13 protein-coding genes are annotated in these 12,974 nt (G+C 44.7%); 2 read left to right on the top strand and 11 right to left on the bottom strand.

The window, feature by feature from the left end; translation table 11 throughout:
- Positions 1 to 144: 144 nt before the first annotated feature.
- The 11 genes from MHB64_RS05535 to MHB64_RS05485 all read right to left on the bottom strand — a co-directional run bounded on the left by MHB64_RS05535 (position 145) and on the right by MHB64_RS05485 (position 11,487).
- Entirely contained in the window at positions 145 to 2,373 is a 2,229-nt protein-coding gene (locus MHB64_RS05535; RefSeq protein WP_094872540.1) for a Tex family protein, read from the bottom strand.
- Between the two features lie 118 nt (positions 2,374 to 2,491).
- The gene (locus MHB64_RS05530) at positions 2,492 to 3,691 is read right to left on the bottom strand and encodes an MFS transporter (RefSeq protein WP_094872538.1); all 1,200 of its coding nucleotides are present in this window, start codon (positions 3,689 to 3,691) and stop codon (positions 2,492 to 2,494) included.
- 173 nt (positions 3,692 to 3,864) lie between these two features.
- Positions 3,865 to 4,473, bottom strand: coding sequence for a TetR/AcrR family transcriptional regulator (locus tag MHB64_RS05525; RefSeq protein ID WP_094872536.1), 609 nt, complete (start codon positions 4,471 to 4,473; stop codon positions 3,865 to 3,867).
- A gap of 157 nt (positions 4,474 to 4,630) precedes the next feature.
- A complete protein-coding gene (locus MHB64_RS05520; RefSeq protein WP_042124727.1) occupies positions 4,631 to 4,981 on the bottom strand; it encodes a type II toxin-antitoxin system PemK/MazF family toxin in 351 nt (116 codons plus the stop codon).
- A 3-nt stretch (positions 4,982 to 4,984) separates the two neighbouring features.
- Positions 4,985 to 5,266, bottom strand: a complete 282-nt coding sequence (locus MHB64_RS05515; RefSeq protein ID WP_025698676.1) for a CopG family ribbon-helix-helix protein — start codon at positions 5,264 to 5,266, stop codon at positions 4,985 to 4,987.
- Between the two features lie 214 nt (positions 5,267 to 5,480).
- The gene (gene alr, locus MHB64_RS05510; protein ID WP_341133895.1) at positions 5,481 to 6,662 is read right to left on the bottom strand and encodes an alanine racemase; all 1,182 of its coding nucleotides are present in this window, start codon (positions 6,660 to 6,662) and stop codon (positions 5,481 to 5,483) included.
- Positions 6,663 to 6,879: 217 nt separating this feature from the next.
- Positions 6,880 to 7,965: a LolA family protein gene (locus MHB64_RS05505; protein WP_094872533.1), complete on the bottom strand. Its 1,086-nt coding sequence runs from the start codon at positions 7,963 to 7,965 to the stop codon at positions 6,880 to 6,882.
- 234 nt (positions 7,966 to 8,199) lie between these two features.
- Positions 8,200 to 8,373 (bottom strand): aspartyl-phosphate phosphatase Spo0E family protein, encoded by a 174-nt coding sequence (locus MHB64_RS05500; RefSeq protein WP_076284026.1) that lies wholly within the window; start codon positions 8,371 to 8,373, stop codon positions 8,200 to 8,202.
- Positions 8,374 to 8,495: 122 nt separating this feature from the next.
- Positions 8,496 to 9,899: a helix-turn-helix transcriptional regulator gene (locus tag MHB64_RS05495; RefSeq protein WP_341133894.1), complete on the bottom strand. Its 1,404-nt coding sequence runs from the start codon at positions 9,897 to 9,899 to the stop codon at positions 8,496 to 8,498.
- 255 nt (positions 9,900 to 10,154) lie between these two features.
- Complete coding sequence (locus MHB64_RS05490; protein WP_341133893.1) at positions 10,155 to 10,913, bottom strand: DUF3600 domain-containing protein; 759 nt, start codon at positions 10,911 to 10,913, stop codon at positions 10,155 to 10,157.
- Positions 10,900 to 11,487, bottom strand: a complete 588-nt coding sequence (locus MHB64_RS05485) for a sigma-70 family RNA polymerase sigma factor (RefSeq protein ID WP_076284023.1) — start codon at positions 11,485 to 11,487, stop codon at positions 10,900 to 10,902. Before MHB64_RS05485 ends, MHB64_RS05490 begins: the two co-directional genes overlap by 14 nt.
- Positions 11,488 to 11,747: 260 nt before the next feature.
- Between MHB64_RS05485 and MHB64_RS05480 the strand changes: the two genes are divergently transcribed.
- Together MHB64_RS05480 and MHB64_RS05475 are read left to right on the top strand one after the other, a co-directional pair.
- On the top strand, positions 11,748 to 12,167 hold the full coding sequence (locus tag MHB64_RS05480) for a MarR family winged helix-turn-helix transcriptional regulator (RefSeq protein WP_094872527.1): 420 nt from the start codon (positions 11,748 to 11,750) through the stop codon (positions 12,165 to 12,167).
- Positions 12,168 to 12,304: 137 nt separating this feature from the next.
- The gene (locus MHB64_RS05475) at positions 12,305 to 12,952 is read left to right on the top strand and encodes a hypothetical protein (protein ID WP_094872525.1); all 648 of its coding nucleotides are present in this window, start codon (positions 12,305 to 12,307) and stop codon (positions 12,950 to 12,952) included.
- Positions 12,953 to 12,974 lie beyond the last annotated feature (22 nt).

The raw sequence follows: 12,974 nt of genomic DNA, 5'->3' as shown, positions 1-12,974 counted from the left end.
TGTTATCCATATTTTTCACATTGCATAATTTAAAAAACAGTGGCAGTTCAGGACCTACTTTCCGTCCATGAATGCCACTGTTTTACTGTTGGAGATTGTATACTGCTTATTTCCATGATCAATGGAGCAGTTCTTACTCCATAGTTATTTCACACTTCCCGCCTCAACACGCGGCGGACGCATGGTCAGGCTGACCCGGCCCTTCTTCAGGTCAACACCCATCACCCAGACGGTGACATTGTCTCCTACGGAGACAACGTCCATCGGGTGCTTCACAAAGCTGCCGCTGAGCTGGGATATATGCACCAGCCCATCGTTCTTGATCCCGATATCGACGAATGCGCCGAAATCGATCACGTTGCGGACGGTTCCCTGCATTTCCATGCCGGGAACCAGATCCTCGATCTTCAGCACGTCGGTGCGGAAGATCGGCAACGGCAGCTCCTCGCGCGGATCACGGCCCGGACGCTGCAAGCTCTCCAGGATGTCGCGAAGCGTAGGCACGCCGACATCCAGCTTCACAGCCAGCTCCTCGGCATTTTGTGCCTCCAGCTGTGAAGCCACTTCTTTGCTGCCCAGCTTATTTACATCAAGGCTTAGCTCGCGGAACAAGCGATCCACCACCGGGTATGACTCGGGGTGAATGGGTGTGCGATCCAAGGTATTGTCTCCACCTGGAATCCGCAAGAAGCCGATACATTGCTCATAGGACTTCGCACCCAGACGAGGGACCTTTTGCAGCTGCTTCCGAGTCGTGAACTTACCGTTCTCTTCACGATATTTAACGATATTTTTAGCAATCGTACCGTTAACGCCAGCCACATAAGAGAGCAAGGCAGGAGATGCCGTATTTACATCCACGCCCACATGGTTAACCGCCGATTCTACGACAGCCTTAAGACTCTCTTCCAAATGCTTCTGGGAGACGTCATGCTGATACTGACCCACACCGATAGCTTTCGGATCGATCTTCACCAGCTCCGCCAGCGGGTCCTGCACACGGCGGGCGATAGAAGCTGCACTGCGCTCTGCCACATCCAGATCCGGGAACTCCTCCTGCGCCAGCTTAGAAGCAGAATAGACACTCGCACCAGCCTCATTAACGATCAGGTAAGCCAGCTCTGGATCGCCAATTTCGGCGATCACTTCTGCCGTAAATTGTTCGGTCTCACGAGAGCCTGTCCCATTCCCGATCACGATGAGCTGAATGCCATATTTAGCGATTAGTTCTTTAAACTTAGCAGCAGCTTCAATTTTCTTGTTGTTCGGCGGCGTAGGATAGGTCACGGCTACTTCAAGCAGCTTACCAGTATCGTCTACGACGGCCAGCTTACAGCCGGTACGGTAGGCAGGGTCAACACCCAGCACACAGCGTCCCTTAACAGGCGGTTGAAGCAGCAAGCTGCGTAGATTACCAGAGAAGATCGAGATCGCTTGATTCTCGCCCCGCTCGGTCATCTCCCCACGAACCTCACGCTCCACAGAGGGAGAAATCAGACGTTTGTAGGCATCCTCTGACACTGCTTCTAGCAGTTCCTTCACTGGGGATGGGCCTTTAATGATTCTCCGCGCAATGTAAGCATGTATTTTGTCAGTGACCACTTCAATGCCTACCTTGAGTATATTCTCCCGTTCACCGCGGTTAATCGCGAGTATACGGTGAGGTGGCATTTTGTGTACAGGTTCACGGTAGCTATAGTAGTTCTCATATACAGATTCCTGCTCGGCATCCTTAGCTTCAGATACAAGGATACCTTGACTTGCCGTATACTGGCGAACCCAAGAGCGGATCGCAGGATCATCGGCAATGTTCTCGGCGATGATATCCAATGCGCCTTGCAGCGCTTGATCTGCGGACTCCACTCCTTTTTCAACATCTATATATTGGGTAGCCTCGGTTTGTGGGTCCCCTTGTCTCTGCTGCTCCATGATCCAGTTCGCAAGCGGCTCTAAGCCTCTTTCCTTCGCAACACTAGCACGAGTCTTACGCTTTTGCTTGAAGGGACGATACAAATCCTCCACTTCCTGCAGCTTGACCGCATTGGTGATTTGATCATGAAGTTCCTTGGTCAGCTTGCCCTGCTCTTCAATATTGCGGATAACGTCTTTCTTACGTTCGCCCAAATTGCGAAGATAAGCCAGGCGTTCTTCAATATCACGCAGCGCATTCTCGTCCAGCTCACCCGTCATTTCCTTGCGGTATCTGGCGATGAACGGAATCGTATTCCCCTCATCCAGCAGTCCAACCGTTGTACGCACCTGCTTCAGGCTAATGTTCAATTCCTTAGCAATCGCTACAGTAATCAATTCCTGCTCCCGCTGTGCGGCCGCCTCATCCGTAATGACTCCCGTATTGCTGTTATCTACCGTCATTAGTATCCCTCTTCCCGTACACAATCTGCTTATACAATTCTTGTTCTCATAACTAAAATAGTATCACAGATCGGCTCTGTTCCAAAGTCCAGCCTAGAGAAGAGGCAGATTGGGTAGTTTACGCGCGTTGTCCCATTCCCCTTTTTCCAGAACTAAGTGACAGCACAAAACATAACGCTAGAACAACCGCCGCTGCCACATATGGAAAGTTAATACTTAGATCAAAAAGATATCCTGCAACGATTGGCCCTGCGATATTTCCAAGACTCGTATAAGCAGAGTTCATCCCTGCTACGAAGCCTTGCTGCGTTTCCCCCGCCATTTTGGATAGCTGGGTGCCTACCGCTGGTCGAAGAATATCCATAGCCAAGAATACGACAAAGGTAATCGCACAGATCGCCCAGAAGCCACTTACAAACAGGGTCAACAGAATAAACATTGCAGCAGTTATAAGGCAAGTGGAGATAACCTTATTCTCTCCGAATTTATTCAGAATCCAGCCAAATGCGGATACCTGCACCACAGCACCGGCGATCGAGCCAAAGGTAATCACAAAAGCAATATCTTTAGGGGTAAAGCCAAATTTATGATCCACGAACAATCCGAACACTGTTTCATAATTAGCCAACCCAAAAGCCATAACAAATACAATAATTAACCCGAAAAAGTAAGGTTCACGATAGGAACGCATCAATTGCGTGAAGAAGCTCTCCTGATTATTTTTCGATTGCTTCGCTTCCATCCGTTTCTCTACAGACAGAGACTCAGGCAAGATTAAAACTGTGATTAGAGCTGCGATCCCAGCCGCACCAGCCGCACAGAAAAAGGGTACCCGCATGCCAAGCTCAGCAAGATAACCTCCAATCCCTGGACCGATAATAAATCCGGTAGTAATGGCTGCATTAATAAGCCCCATACCTTTCGCTCTCTCTTCAAAAGAGGTCGTGTCCGCTACATAAGCCATAACCGCTGGCATAATTAACGCAGCGCCTACACCACCGAGCAATCTTGAAACGAACAAGAGCCAGGACACATTCGCCAGACCAAAGAGCAGCTCTGAAAAAGCAAACACGATCAGACCTGCAACGATCACTTTTTTTCTGCCAATTCTATCGGATAACCTGCCCGCGAATGGCGATACTAATAATTGGGCAAGGGAGAATGAAGCCACTAACAGCCCAACGGTACTTCCGGTGATCCCAAGTTCATTCATGTAAGTAGGCATGATAGGGACTACTAGTCCGATCCCTGTAAAAGCAAGAAAAATATTAAGCATAACAAGCAGCATAGCGCCCCTGTTTCTAAGTAGTAATGACATTGTGTTAACCTCCGTAGCTTCTAAAGCCAAGTCTTCAAATAGTTTCCCTGTAGAGACCGACCATCCGGTCTAAATTATAGCCAAAAAAATATTCCTTCCATTTCCGGTGCCTTCAAGAAGCTTCAGCCTTCATGATTCCTGAATGTAAAGCTTCTTTCATGCCCCCATATATGTTACCCCGTATATATCCCTTGTAATAACAATCGTACTGATTCCCGGTAATATTTTTTGATATCATCCGGAGTCTTTTCATGAGTGGAGTATTCGGAAACTCTTCCGATCCCTTCAAGCATGCCATTTACAATAATCACATAATCCTCTAAGTCACCTTTTATAAAATACCCAGTGTCCATGCCTTCCTTCAGTAGGTCGCGACACGCATGCGAGGCAGCCTCATATAAAAGAACAAGCCGCTTAGTGATATCCTCCGGATGAGCTCTACTTCTTGAGAATTCCTCAAGCGCCCGAATCAACGGATTCTGAAAATCATTTGCGTAGTGCTCGGCTAAAGCATATAAACGCTCCTGAACACCAAAGATTTCCTTCTTCTTATCTTCCCACGCCTGTAACCACTGCGCCGTATCCTCTTCTACTACAAATAGAAAAAGTTCATCCTTGCTCGGAAAATGATGATATAAGCTGCCTTTACTAACATTCGAAGCTACGCAAACCTCATTCATCGTTACAGCTGCATACCCCTTCTGAACAAACAGCTGTGTGGCTTTAAGTACAATTCGTTTCTTTGTTTCTTCTCCGTCTGAACGTCCTCTGATTCTAAGCACCCCCTAAACCGACCGTACGGTCTAATGTTATCAGAACATTTTGTAAAAGTGAACCCCTAATCCTTTTTTACCATGAGTTCGTAAAAATGCACATCAAAAGACGCCCGGATTCGTACCCGAGCGCCTATCTCATGGATTATCTATAACCCTAGGATGATTAAAAATCAATCAGTCCAAGGCTGATTTGCAGCGAATCATCCACCTTCTTCATAGTTTCATCATCAAGGTGGGTGATCTTGTCAGTTAAGCGTTGTTTGTCAATCGTCCTAACCTGCTCTAGCAGTATAACAGAATCTCTGTCAAAGCCATGAGCTGCTGCGTCAATTTCCACATGCGTAGGTAATTTAGCCTTCTGGATTTGGGCCGTGATTGCGGCCACAATTACCGTCGGGCTAAAGCGATTGCCAATATCATTCTGGATTACCAGTACTGGCCTTACTCCGCCTTGCTCAGAACCTACAACCGGCGAAAGATCAGCAAAAAAAACATCGCCACGTTTAACGATCAATGTCTACACCCCGCTTACTAAGCGGCCAAGAGTGCTGTCTGCATCTTCCTCCGCGAGGAACGCCTCGCATGCCATGGTCAAGTTGATCTTAGCCATTTCCATGTAGCCGCGCTGCATGGACTCCCGGATAGAACGTTTCCTCCGTTCGCTCAAATACAGCTTCATGGCCTGCCTAATCAATTCACTCCGGTTGGAATTCTCCAATTGAACAATTCCGTCCACTTCCTGCAAGAGATGATCGGGCAAGCTGATCATGATTCTTTTGGTGTTCTGCAAATTGGCCACCTTCTCTTCCACCCCCACAAACCTTCTGCCCTTGTGTTCCAGTGTTGCAATATACAAGGAATTTTATACAAGGAATATATGCCGCCAGTATATCAAGTATGCTGCATCCCATTATAAACTAGAAATGGCGGTTCGTATAGGCTTTTAGTCATATCTCCTAAAACGATACAATTCCTTCTATTTTCTCCCTTGAATAACATCACTGTCAAGAACTTTAAGATTGTAACAGAGCATTTACTAATTTAGGAAGTGTGCCTTCACGGATATAAACGCGCGGCACCCGATGAGCCAGCATGCAAATTACCTCGTAGTGAATCGTTCCAAGATGGAGAGCCAACTCGTCTGCCGTGACCATCACGTCAGCTTGACGGCCGATGAGTACAACTTCTTCGCCTGCTTTAATTTGTTCCGCTTCTTCAGCGAAAGATTTGAGTGATACCATACACTGATCCATGCAGATTGTTCCGACGATAGGAACGCGGCGTCCACGTATTAACACCTCCGCTTTGCCAGTTAGCATGCGGGAATATCCATCTGCGTACCCCACAGGTAACGTTGCGATAATCTCCTCGCTGTCTGTGAAGTACCGAGTGCCGTAGCTGACGCCCCAATGAGGAGGCAGGCTCTTCACATATACAACCTGCGTCTTCAGCGTCATTACCGGATGTAGTTCTACCAGCTGACGGTTTACCTCAGTTGAGGGATAGAATCCGTACAAGCTGATGCCTACCCGCACCATGTTGCTGGATAAATAAGGTGAATCAATGGCCGTAGCGCTATTGCCCGTATGTATGATCGGGATCTGAATGTTCTGCTCCCGCAGCGTTTCCGCCACGCTCATGAACCGTCGATGCTGTTCCAGTGTATAGCTTTTGTCTAGTTCGTCTGCCTTGGCAAAATGGGTAAACATACCCTCCAGCTCCGCCTGCGCAACAGACTGCACTTCAGAGATAAATGCAGGTGCGTCAGCTGGTAAAAGACCCAGTCGCCCCATCCCGCTATCAATCTTGATATGCACCTTCAGCCGATGTTCCGGATCTATAGGAAGCTGTCTAATAGCCTCTAATACTTCCGGTGTGAACAGTGTTACAGTTACATGGTTCTCCCAGGCAACGGCTATTCCTTCAGGAGAAGTGTAGCCAAGCACCAGTATAGGAATCAGTATTCCCGCCTGACGCAGCTCCAATGCTTCATCCAAAAAAGCCACACTAACATAATCTGCTCCGAGTCTTTCCAGTTCCCGTGTCACTTCCACTGCTCCATGGCCGTACGCATTTCCTTTGACGCATCCCATAAACTTTGTCTCTGCCGGCAAGTAGCGGCGAAAGGCTTCGTAATTGGCACGCAATTCATCCAGATTAATTTCGGCTACTGTCGGTCGATAGCTTGCTTGCACTTCAAAGTCACCTTCTTACGTTGTAGTAAAACGTCATAGCTGTAATGATCATTGTCTTAGTACTCATGGTAATGCTACGGAAGGTGGCTGTCAATGTGAGCTCCAGTTATCTTTTCGCTTCAGTTCAAAGCGGCTGGAGCGCTGGCAAATATAGAAAGGCGGATACTACGTTGTAGAGGAAAGAATCCCACAAAACGCAGTATCCGCCTACTTTATATTATTTACCCGATTGTGCCTCCATAGAAGCGGCAATTTGCATCATTTCGTTAACAGGAAGATTAGCACTTGTAATTCGATACTCTATACCCTCAGACATCCAAGTCAAAGTCTGCTGCTCATCACCACTCAGAAGTCCTGCGGTAAAACCAAGATCTATCAGCGTTCCAGGAGCCAATGCTACTGCACGATCCAATGGACGGGCTTCCATAATGGTGTATTGATAAACCCCGTCATACCGGATGAGAACAGCATGATCCTTGTTCCCCTCCATTTTATGGGAGTCCTTCAACTCGACACCTGCCGGAACGTACCCCGGTTCGATAATACCAAAGTCACCCAGCTCAGCAGCGACAGGTTGCCCCTCTTGCTCCTGACCCTCAGGAACTACAACCGGATTTCCATTTTCGTCAACCTGAGCTACTGTACTTTCTGAAGCAGCACCTGTAGTCATATTCTTTTGCATATCAAAGGAATCCTTAGTGAAATCTGTATCGAATTTAAAGGTGTCAAACTTCACGTCTACAACTACCTTGGCTTCAGAATCAGAGACTTGAACCTGTTTAGGCTCATAAGTCTTTTTATCCAGCCAAATCTTCTGCCGAACAAGCGCATTGCTTTGATAATTCGCAGCTACCTCAAACACATAGTTATCTCCATCTTCCACAAATTGACGATTGTTATCTGAGACAATGCCCCGAACTAGTGTCTGATACAGATAAACCTGACCTTGATTGTCCGGCCAATCACTCTGGAAGCGGAAGCTCTTATTCATACTTGGTGTAAGTACGAACACTCCCTCATCATTACGAAGCACGATCTGCGTAATATCCTTCTGTACATTCGCCAAGCTGATACGGTAATAAGAAGGGTTCTTATACCATACCTCTACCTTATACTCCTGCGGCTGCTCGCCGGTGAATAGGGTCATAATGCCTGAAGCTTGGTACGTTCCCTGCTTACTCTCCAACTTGTCGGCCACATTGTTCAAATCCTTGACCACGGAAGCGGCATCCTTCTTCCCGCACCCCGTCATCACCAGGGCCACGCTCATAATGATCGCGAGTACCCATATTGTCCGGCGCATGACATCATCCCCTTAACCTGTTTTGAATGCATTGATTAGTACATGTCTATGAGGGACTTGGCCGCAATATGCAGACGGGCATGACAAGCTGGGACTTAGATTTATTTTTTAGGAACACACAAACAAAAAAAGCCCACGCATAGCGCCGGCTTGATGTTTTATACAGAAATGTAATAACATTATGTAGGTCTTATCTTTTGAATAGAGAGAAAATTATACGATCAGTTTCTTGTTTCAACTCTCATTATCGCTATGTATTGCTTTATTGTACTGATTGATTAATTCATCCAACCTCATCGACTGTCTGATCACATTTGGATGTAACAATCCACCGTATTCCCTTTCCATTAAATAAAGTTTGGCTCTAGCACCCTCTATTCTCTTTTGGATAATTTCCGGATTATTCATTACACTACCTCCTCAAATTAATATACTAGAGGTATATGTCAAATTCTATATTTTACAAATAAGTGCAGTACTATAAAGAAATGATTCTAAGAAATAGCAGAAGGACGGTAATAATTACGTTACTATGCACTGCTAACAACAAAGCCATTTTTCTTTTCGTTGATTCGCCGCATCTTACTAATTAGGATTCGATATTCTTTTTGCGTTTCTAAAGATACTGTATGTCGAAGCTCTTCGAACATTCCAACACACTTTATAATACATGATTCGCTGTTAATTTTTACTGAATATTCTAAACTTTCCATTATATACTTTATACTAATCTCATATTTATCTCTTCTTATATAATAAAACGCTATCTCAGCCATCAAGTTGGTATATCTATCTTCGAAGATTTGTTGATTATAGGATCGAATCTCTAGCTGATCATGATGATCTCTACAATCTGATATTTTCCCCTCAAACTGCAGAAGGATATCATCTACGTTAAATTGGTAATAACTAGCTGCTTGAAGGATTTTGAACAGACCTGAGAGGATCTCTTCCTCCCTTTGTTCAAGGTATGCCACATATTCCGGCAACACCGTTATATCCCCTTTTAAAATTCGCAACAAGTTAATATTAGCCCGTGCCCACTCCATACATTGATTCATAAGCTGCAAAGCTTCTTCTGTATCTTCCCGAATCCAGTTCATATCCATATACATGTTAACATAATGTAAAGCCCTATCATAATTTCCTAGCTCTCTATAAACTACTGAACGTAACACGTAAGAGTATTGAATATATGAGAATAGTGGTATTTCAGGTTCCTTTTGAAGTCTGCTTTTTCTGGCACGGTCGTATTTAGCATGATATTGAATTGTTGCTTTATTCCCCATCTCCTTAGCCATTGCCATTACCTTGTCCCAATGTCGTAAAGCACTATATGTATTCGCCAAATCTTTCAGCGCATCAAGCTGGTCCACCTCATCAAGCCGGTTTACAAATCCTTCAAATTGCACAGCTGCTCGCAAATTAGCATCCTGATCTTCACCCAAAGCGATTGTGAAAAGCCTGTATTGGCAAAGGGCCAGCCGCTCAGAATGCTGATACTTCTCACTCTCAGCCACACTCTGATATAACATCGCTGCTGCTTTGTGCTTCCCTTGCGTAAAAAAATCTTCTGCAGTATCAAATAACGAAGGCGTATAAGATAAGCTATCCATCATGATCCCAACTACCCGTGCAATACATTCCAGCTTATCCAGCTCTGCACAGCGATAAAGAAATGGCCGAAGACGTCTCCAATTCGGATTGGAGTGAACAAAACACTCATCCACATACAAATCATAGTAGCAGCCTTCTTCTAATCCCATACCTTCTGTAAGCCGATCTAATTGTTGCATGGCTATTGGGCGATTTCCATTGATGATATTACTGATCGTGCCTGAATTTACCTTAGACACCTCTGCGAACTGATTGATCGTTATCCTCTGCTTCTTGAGATAGTCCGCCAGTTCTGCACGAATGGTCATCTGCTTCATGATCAAAGCCACCTTCCGCCAACATAATTCATAGATAAACAAATAGCATTTTAATAAATATATGTCTAATTATTCCAGTGGTCAAATACTTTTTTTCTATTCATTTTCATTATGCAATTATTCGGTGATCAATGTATAGACTTTAGACTAGCAAAAGATAAAACCACCAGAATACAAGGTGTAATAGACCTTTTCTGATGGTTTTCCTTATGATATTGCTATCAATAGTTATTCAATACATGCATTTAAATTCAACTAAGAGCTAGGTTTAATCATCATATCCAGCTTTTTAATATAAGGGTCTAGCATTTCAATTAACTTCTCTTGGTTTTGAATCTCTTCTTTCGAAAGCCGATCCATATGAACACTGCCATCTGCATCAAATACCTTAGCATCATAGCTTTGTAAGTCTATGATTAATCGTTCGATCTCCTCAAACTCTTTTTTAGTAAGCCTCTGTTCAGCTTTTTCAAGCAAGCCATTCCAGAAAGCATCACGATCTACGGATTGCACTGATTTCTTTGATGTTTTCGCTTCATTTATTTGTTCGAAATATGGTTCAAGCTTAGCCTGTAACTCTTTATATGCCTTCTGGTCCTTCACACCTAACTGTTCTAGGTGAAAGACGCCTTCAGCATCGGTCATTTGCAGATTATAAGATCCCAATTCCTCTAGTAAGGACATCAGCTTTGTGAATTCCTCTTCGTCAAAGCTTTGCTTCGCGTTTTGCAGTTTGGCTTCAAGCCTGTCATATTGTTGCTGGGTTACTCCTATCGTAGCAGCAGTTGCTGGGGATCCATACATGTTGTCTGCCAAATAATGATATCCGGCATAAGCTCCAGTAGGAATTAATAGTGCAGCCGCCATAATACTTGCCACGAGCCATTTCCTCATACGTCTTCCCCCTTGTTTGGCCACGGCCCTATTTAATATTTGCTCCTTCAGTTCCGGTGGGGCACTTATATTTCTCGCCTCTTCCTGCAGAACTGTCCGTAACTCTTCATTGAAATTCATGCAGGTCCTCCACCTTTCCCTTAAAAAGAGTATGATTGTCTGGCTTCTGACGAAGCTTCTGCAGTGCAGCGTGAATACGGGATTTCACGGTTCCGAGCGGAATACCCAGTATCGCAGCACTTTCTTCCTGTGAATATTCGTTTAAATAATGCAGAATAATCACCTGCTTCAGCTTAAATGGAAGACGATCTACACTTGCTAGCAGGCGGCGGTTAGATAACCTGTCCACAACATCACTCGTGAAATCATGCTCCAGCATTAGATCTGTTTGTTCTACTTTTTTTACCATTCGGAGATGCGTCCATCTCTTTCTTCGATAGGCATGAATTTGCCGCATGACCACTCCCATCAGCCAAGGCTTAAAGGGGCGGTTTACGTCAAATTGTTCAAGAGAACGGTGCACCTGAATGTAAATCTCCTGAACGATATCATCCACATCGGAGGTTTCGCGAACGAGGAAATGAACGGTCTGATACACATCCCGGATCGTTGCTTCATATAGCTCACCATACGCTTCACGACTGCCGGCTAGCGTAAGCGCAATGAGCTGAGAATATTCATTTGGATGTTTCATCCCTCTCAATCCCTCCTTCGGTCTTACACTATATATTGGTAAATCAAAGAGATATCGTTCGAATTATTTTAAAGAGACAACCAGACAGTGACTCTCCAGTTGTTGAAAAATCGCTGTCTGGTGTTTTTACTCTGCCGAGGCATGTTTGATTATCTTCCCAGTCCAACACTTTAACATTAACCAATACATCATCAACTCCCTTGACAAGCTTATTATAGCTTCTATATATTTTAGGAACTAAAGTAAATTGGAGTGTGGCTATGAGCACAGAGCAAGATAAACACTATGCTATCCATAAGGTTATGGAATCCATGGCAAATGTGCAGCAGAAATCCCAGTTCTTCATTGATATGATCACCAAGCAGGAGACCCTGACTCACAATCAGATCCTACTGTTGTTCCAGCTCAGGCTTATAGGCAGCTTGAACATTACTGACATCTCCGAACGATTCGTTATTACACCCGGAGCCGCTTCCTCGATGTGCGATAAGTTGGAAGATGCCGGTCTTATCGAACGTGTGCGGACGAAGGAGGATCGCAGAGTCGTCAACATTGTTCTTACAGAACAAGGGCATCAGCGGATTCTCCAGATCTTTGAAGCCTTTCCTACCTCTGATTTGGATAAAATTTCAGGAACCTTAGAACAAATAAATGTGCTAATGGATAAAATGATGAACTAAAAGCTTTTGGGTTATATATGCTGCCTGTCAGGAAACTGACGGCAGTTTTTTTATGTTCAAAATACTATATTGACTATATATTATAATAATTATATATTTTAATCATTAAAATACATTTCTAAAGGCGGCCCCTATAAATGTCCAATGCTAATGATCCTTTTGAATGCCAGGAAATGATCGGTCCACCGCTGAAAGTAAGAGGTTCACTGACCCTCAAAGAAGATGTTCGTGCGGATACCATCGATGTTGTCGGCCATTTAAGTGCACAGAACAATGTTACTACCGCAAAGTTAAAAGTATCTGGTGATTGTTCGATTGGAGGTCATTGTAGAGCCGAACAGGTTATCAATCTGGGAGGTCTCCGTGTTCAACACATCCAAGCTGACAGACTGCAATCGTCTGGATACTTTTCTGCAGCACAAAATGCTGCAGTCGAAACCTTTTATGCCGAAGGTGCTGTGAAGATCCATAGGTTAACTGCTGAATCCTCCATTGAGCTACGTTTAGGAAACAGAAGCACAATCGATGTCATAAAATCTAGCGGTACCATTACTGTTAAGCCATCTTTGAAGCTAATGAATGCGCTAATCCCCTACTTCCGGAAGCTTACCTGCGAAACGATTGAAGGAACTAGCATCATGTTATATCGAACGACAGCAGAACTCGTCTGCGGTGAAGATATTGTCATCGGACCGGGTTGTTCTATTGGGGAGATCCGCTATAGCAAAAGTCTAACGGTAGACTCTAAATCACAAGTTGCTCGGACCGTATTTTTAAATAAATAGCAAACGTAACAACCTTGTCTCC

The sequence above is a fragment of the Paenibacillus sp. FSL K6-2859 genome, assembly GCF_038008265.1.
Taxonomy (GTDB): Bacteria; Bacillota; Bacilli; order Paenibacillales; family Paenibacillaceae; genus Paenibacillus_AQ; species Paenibacillus_AQ nitricinens.
This window is presented reverse-complemented; position numbering and strand designations above follow the sequence as displayed.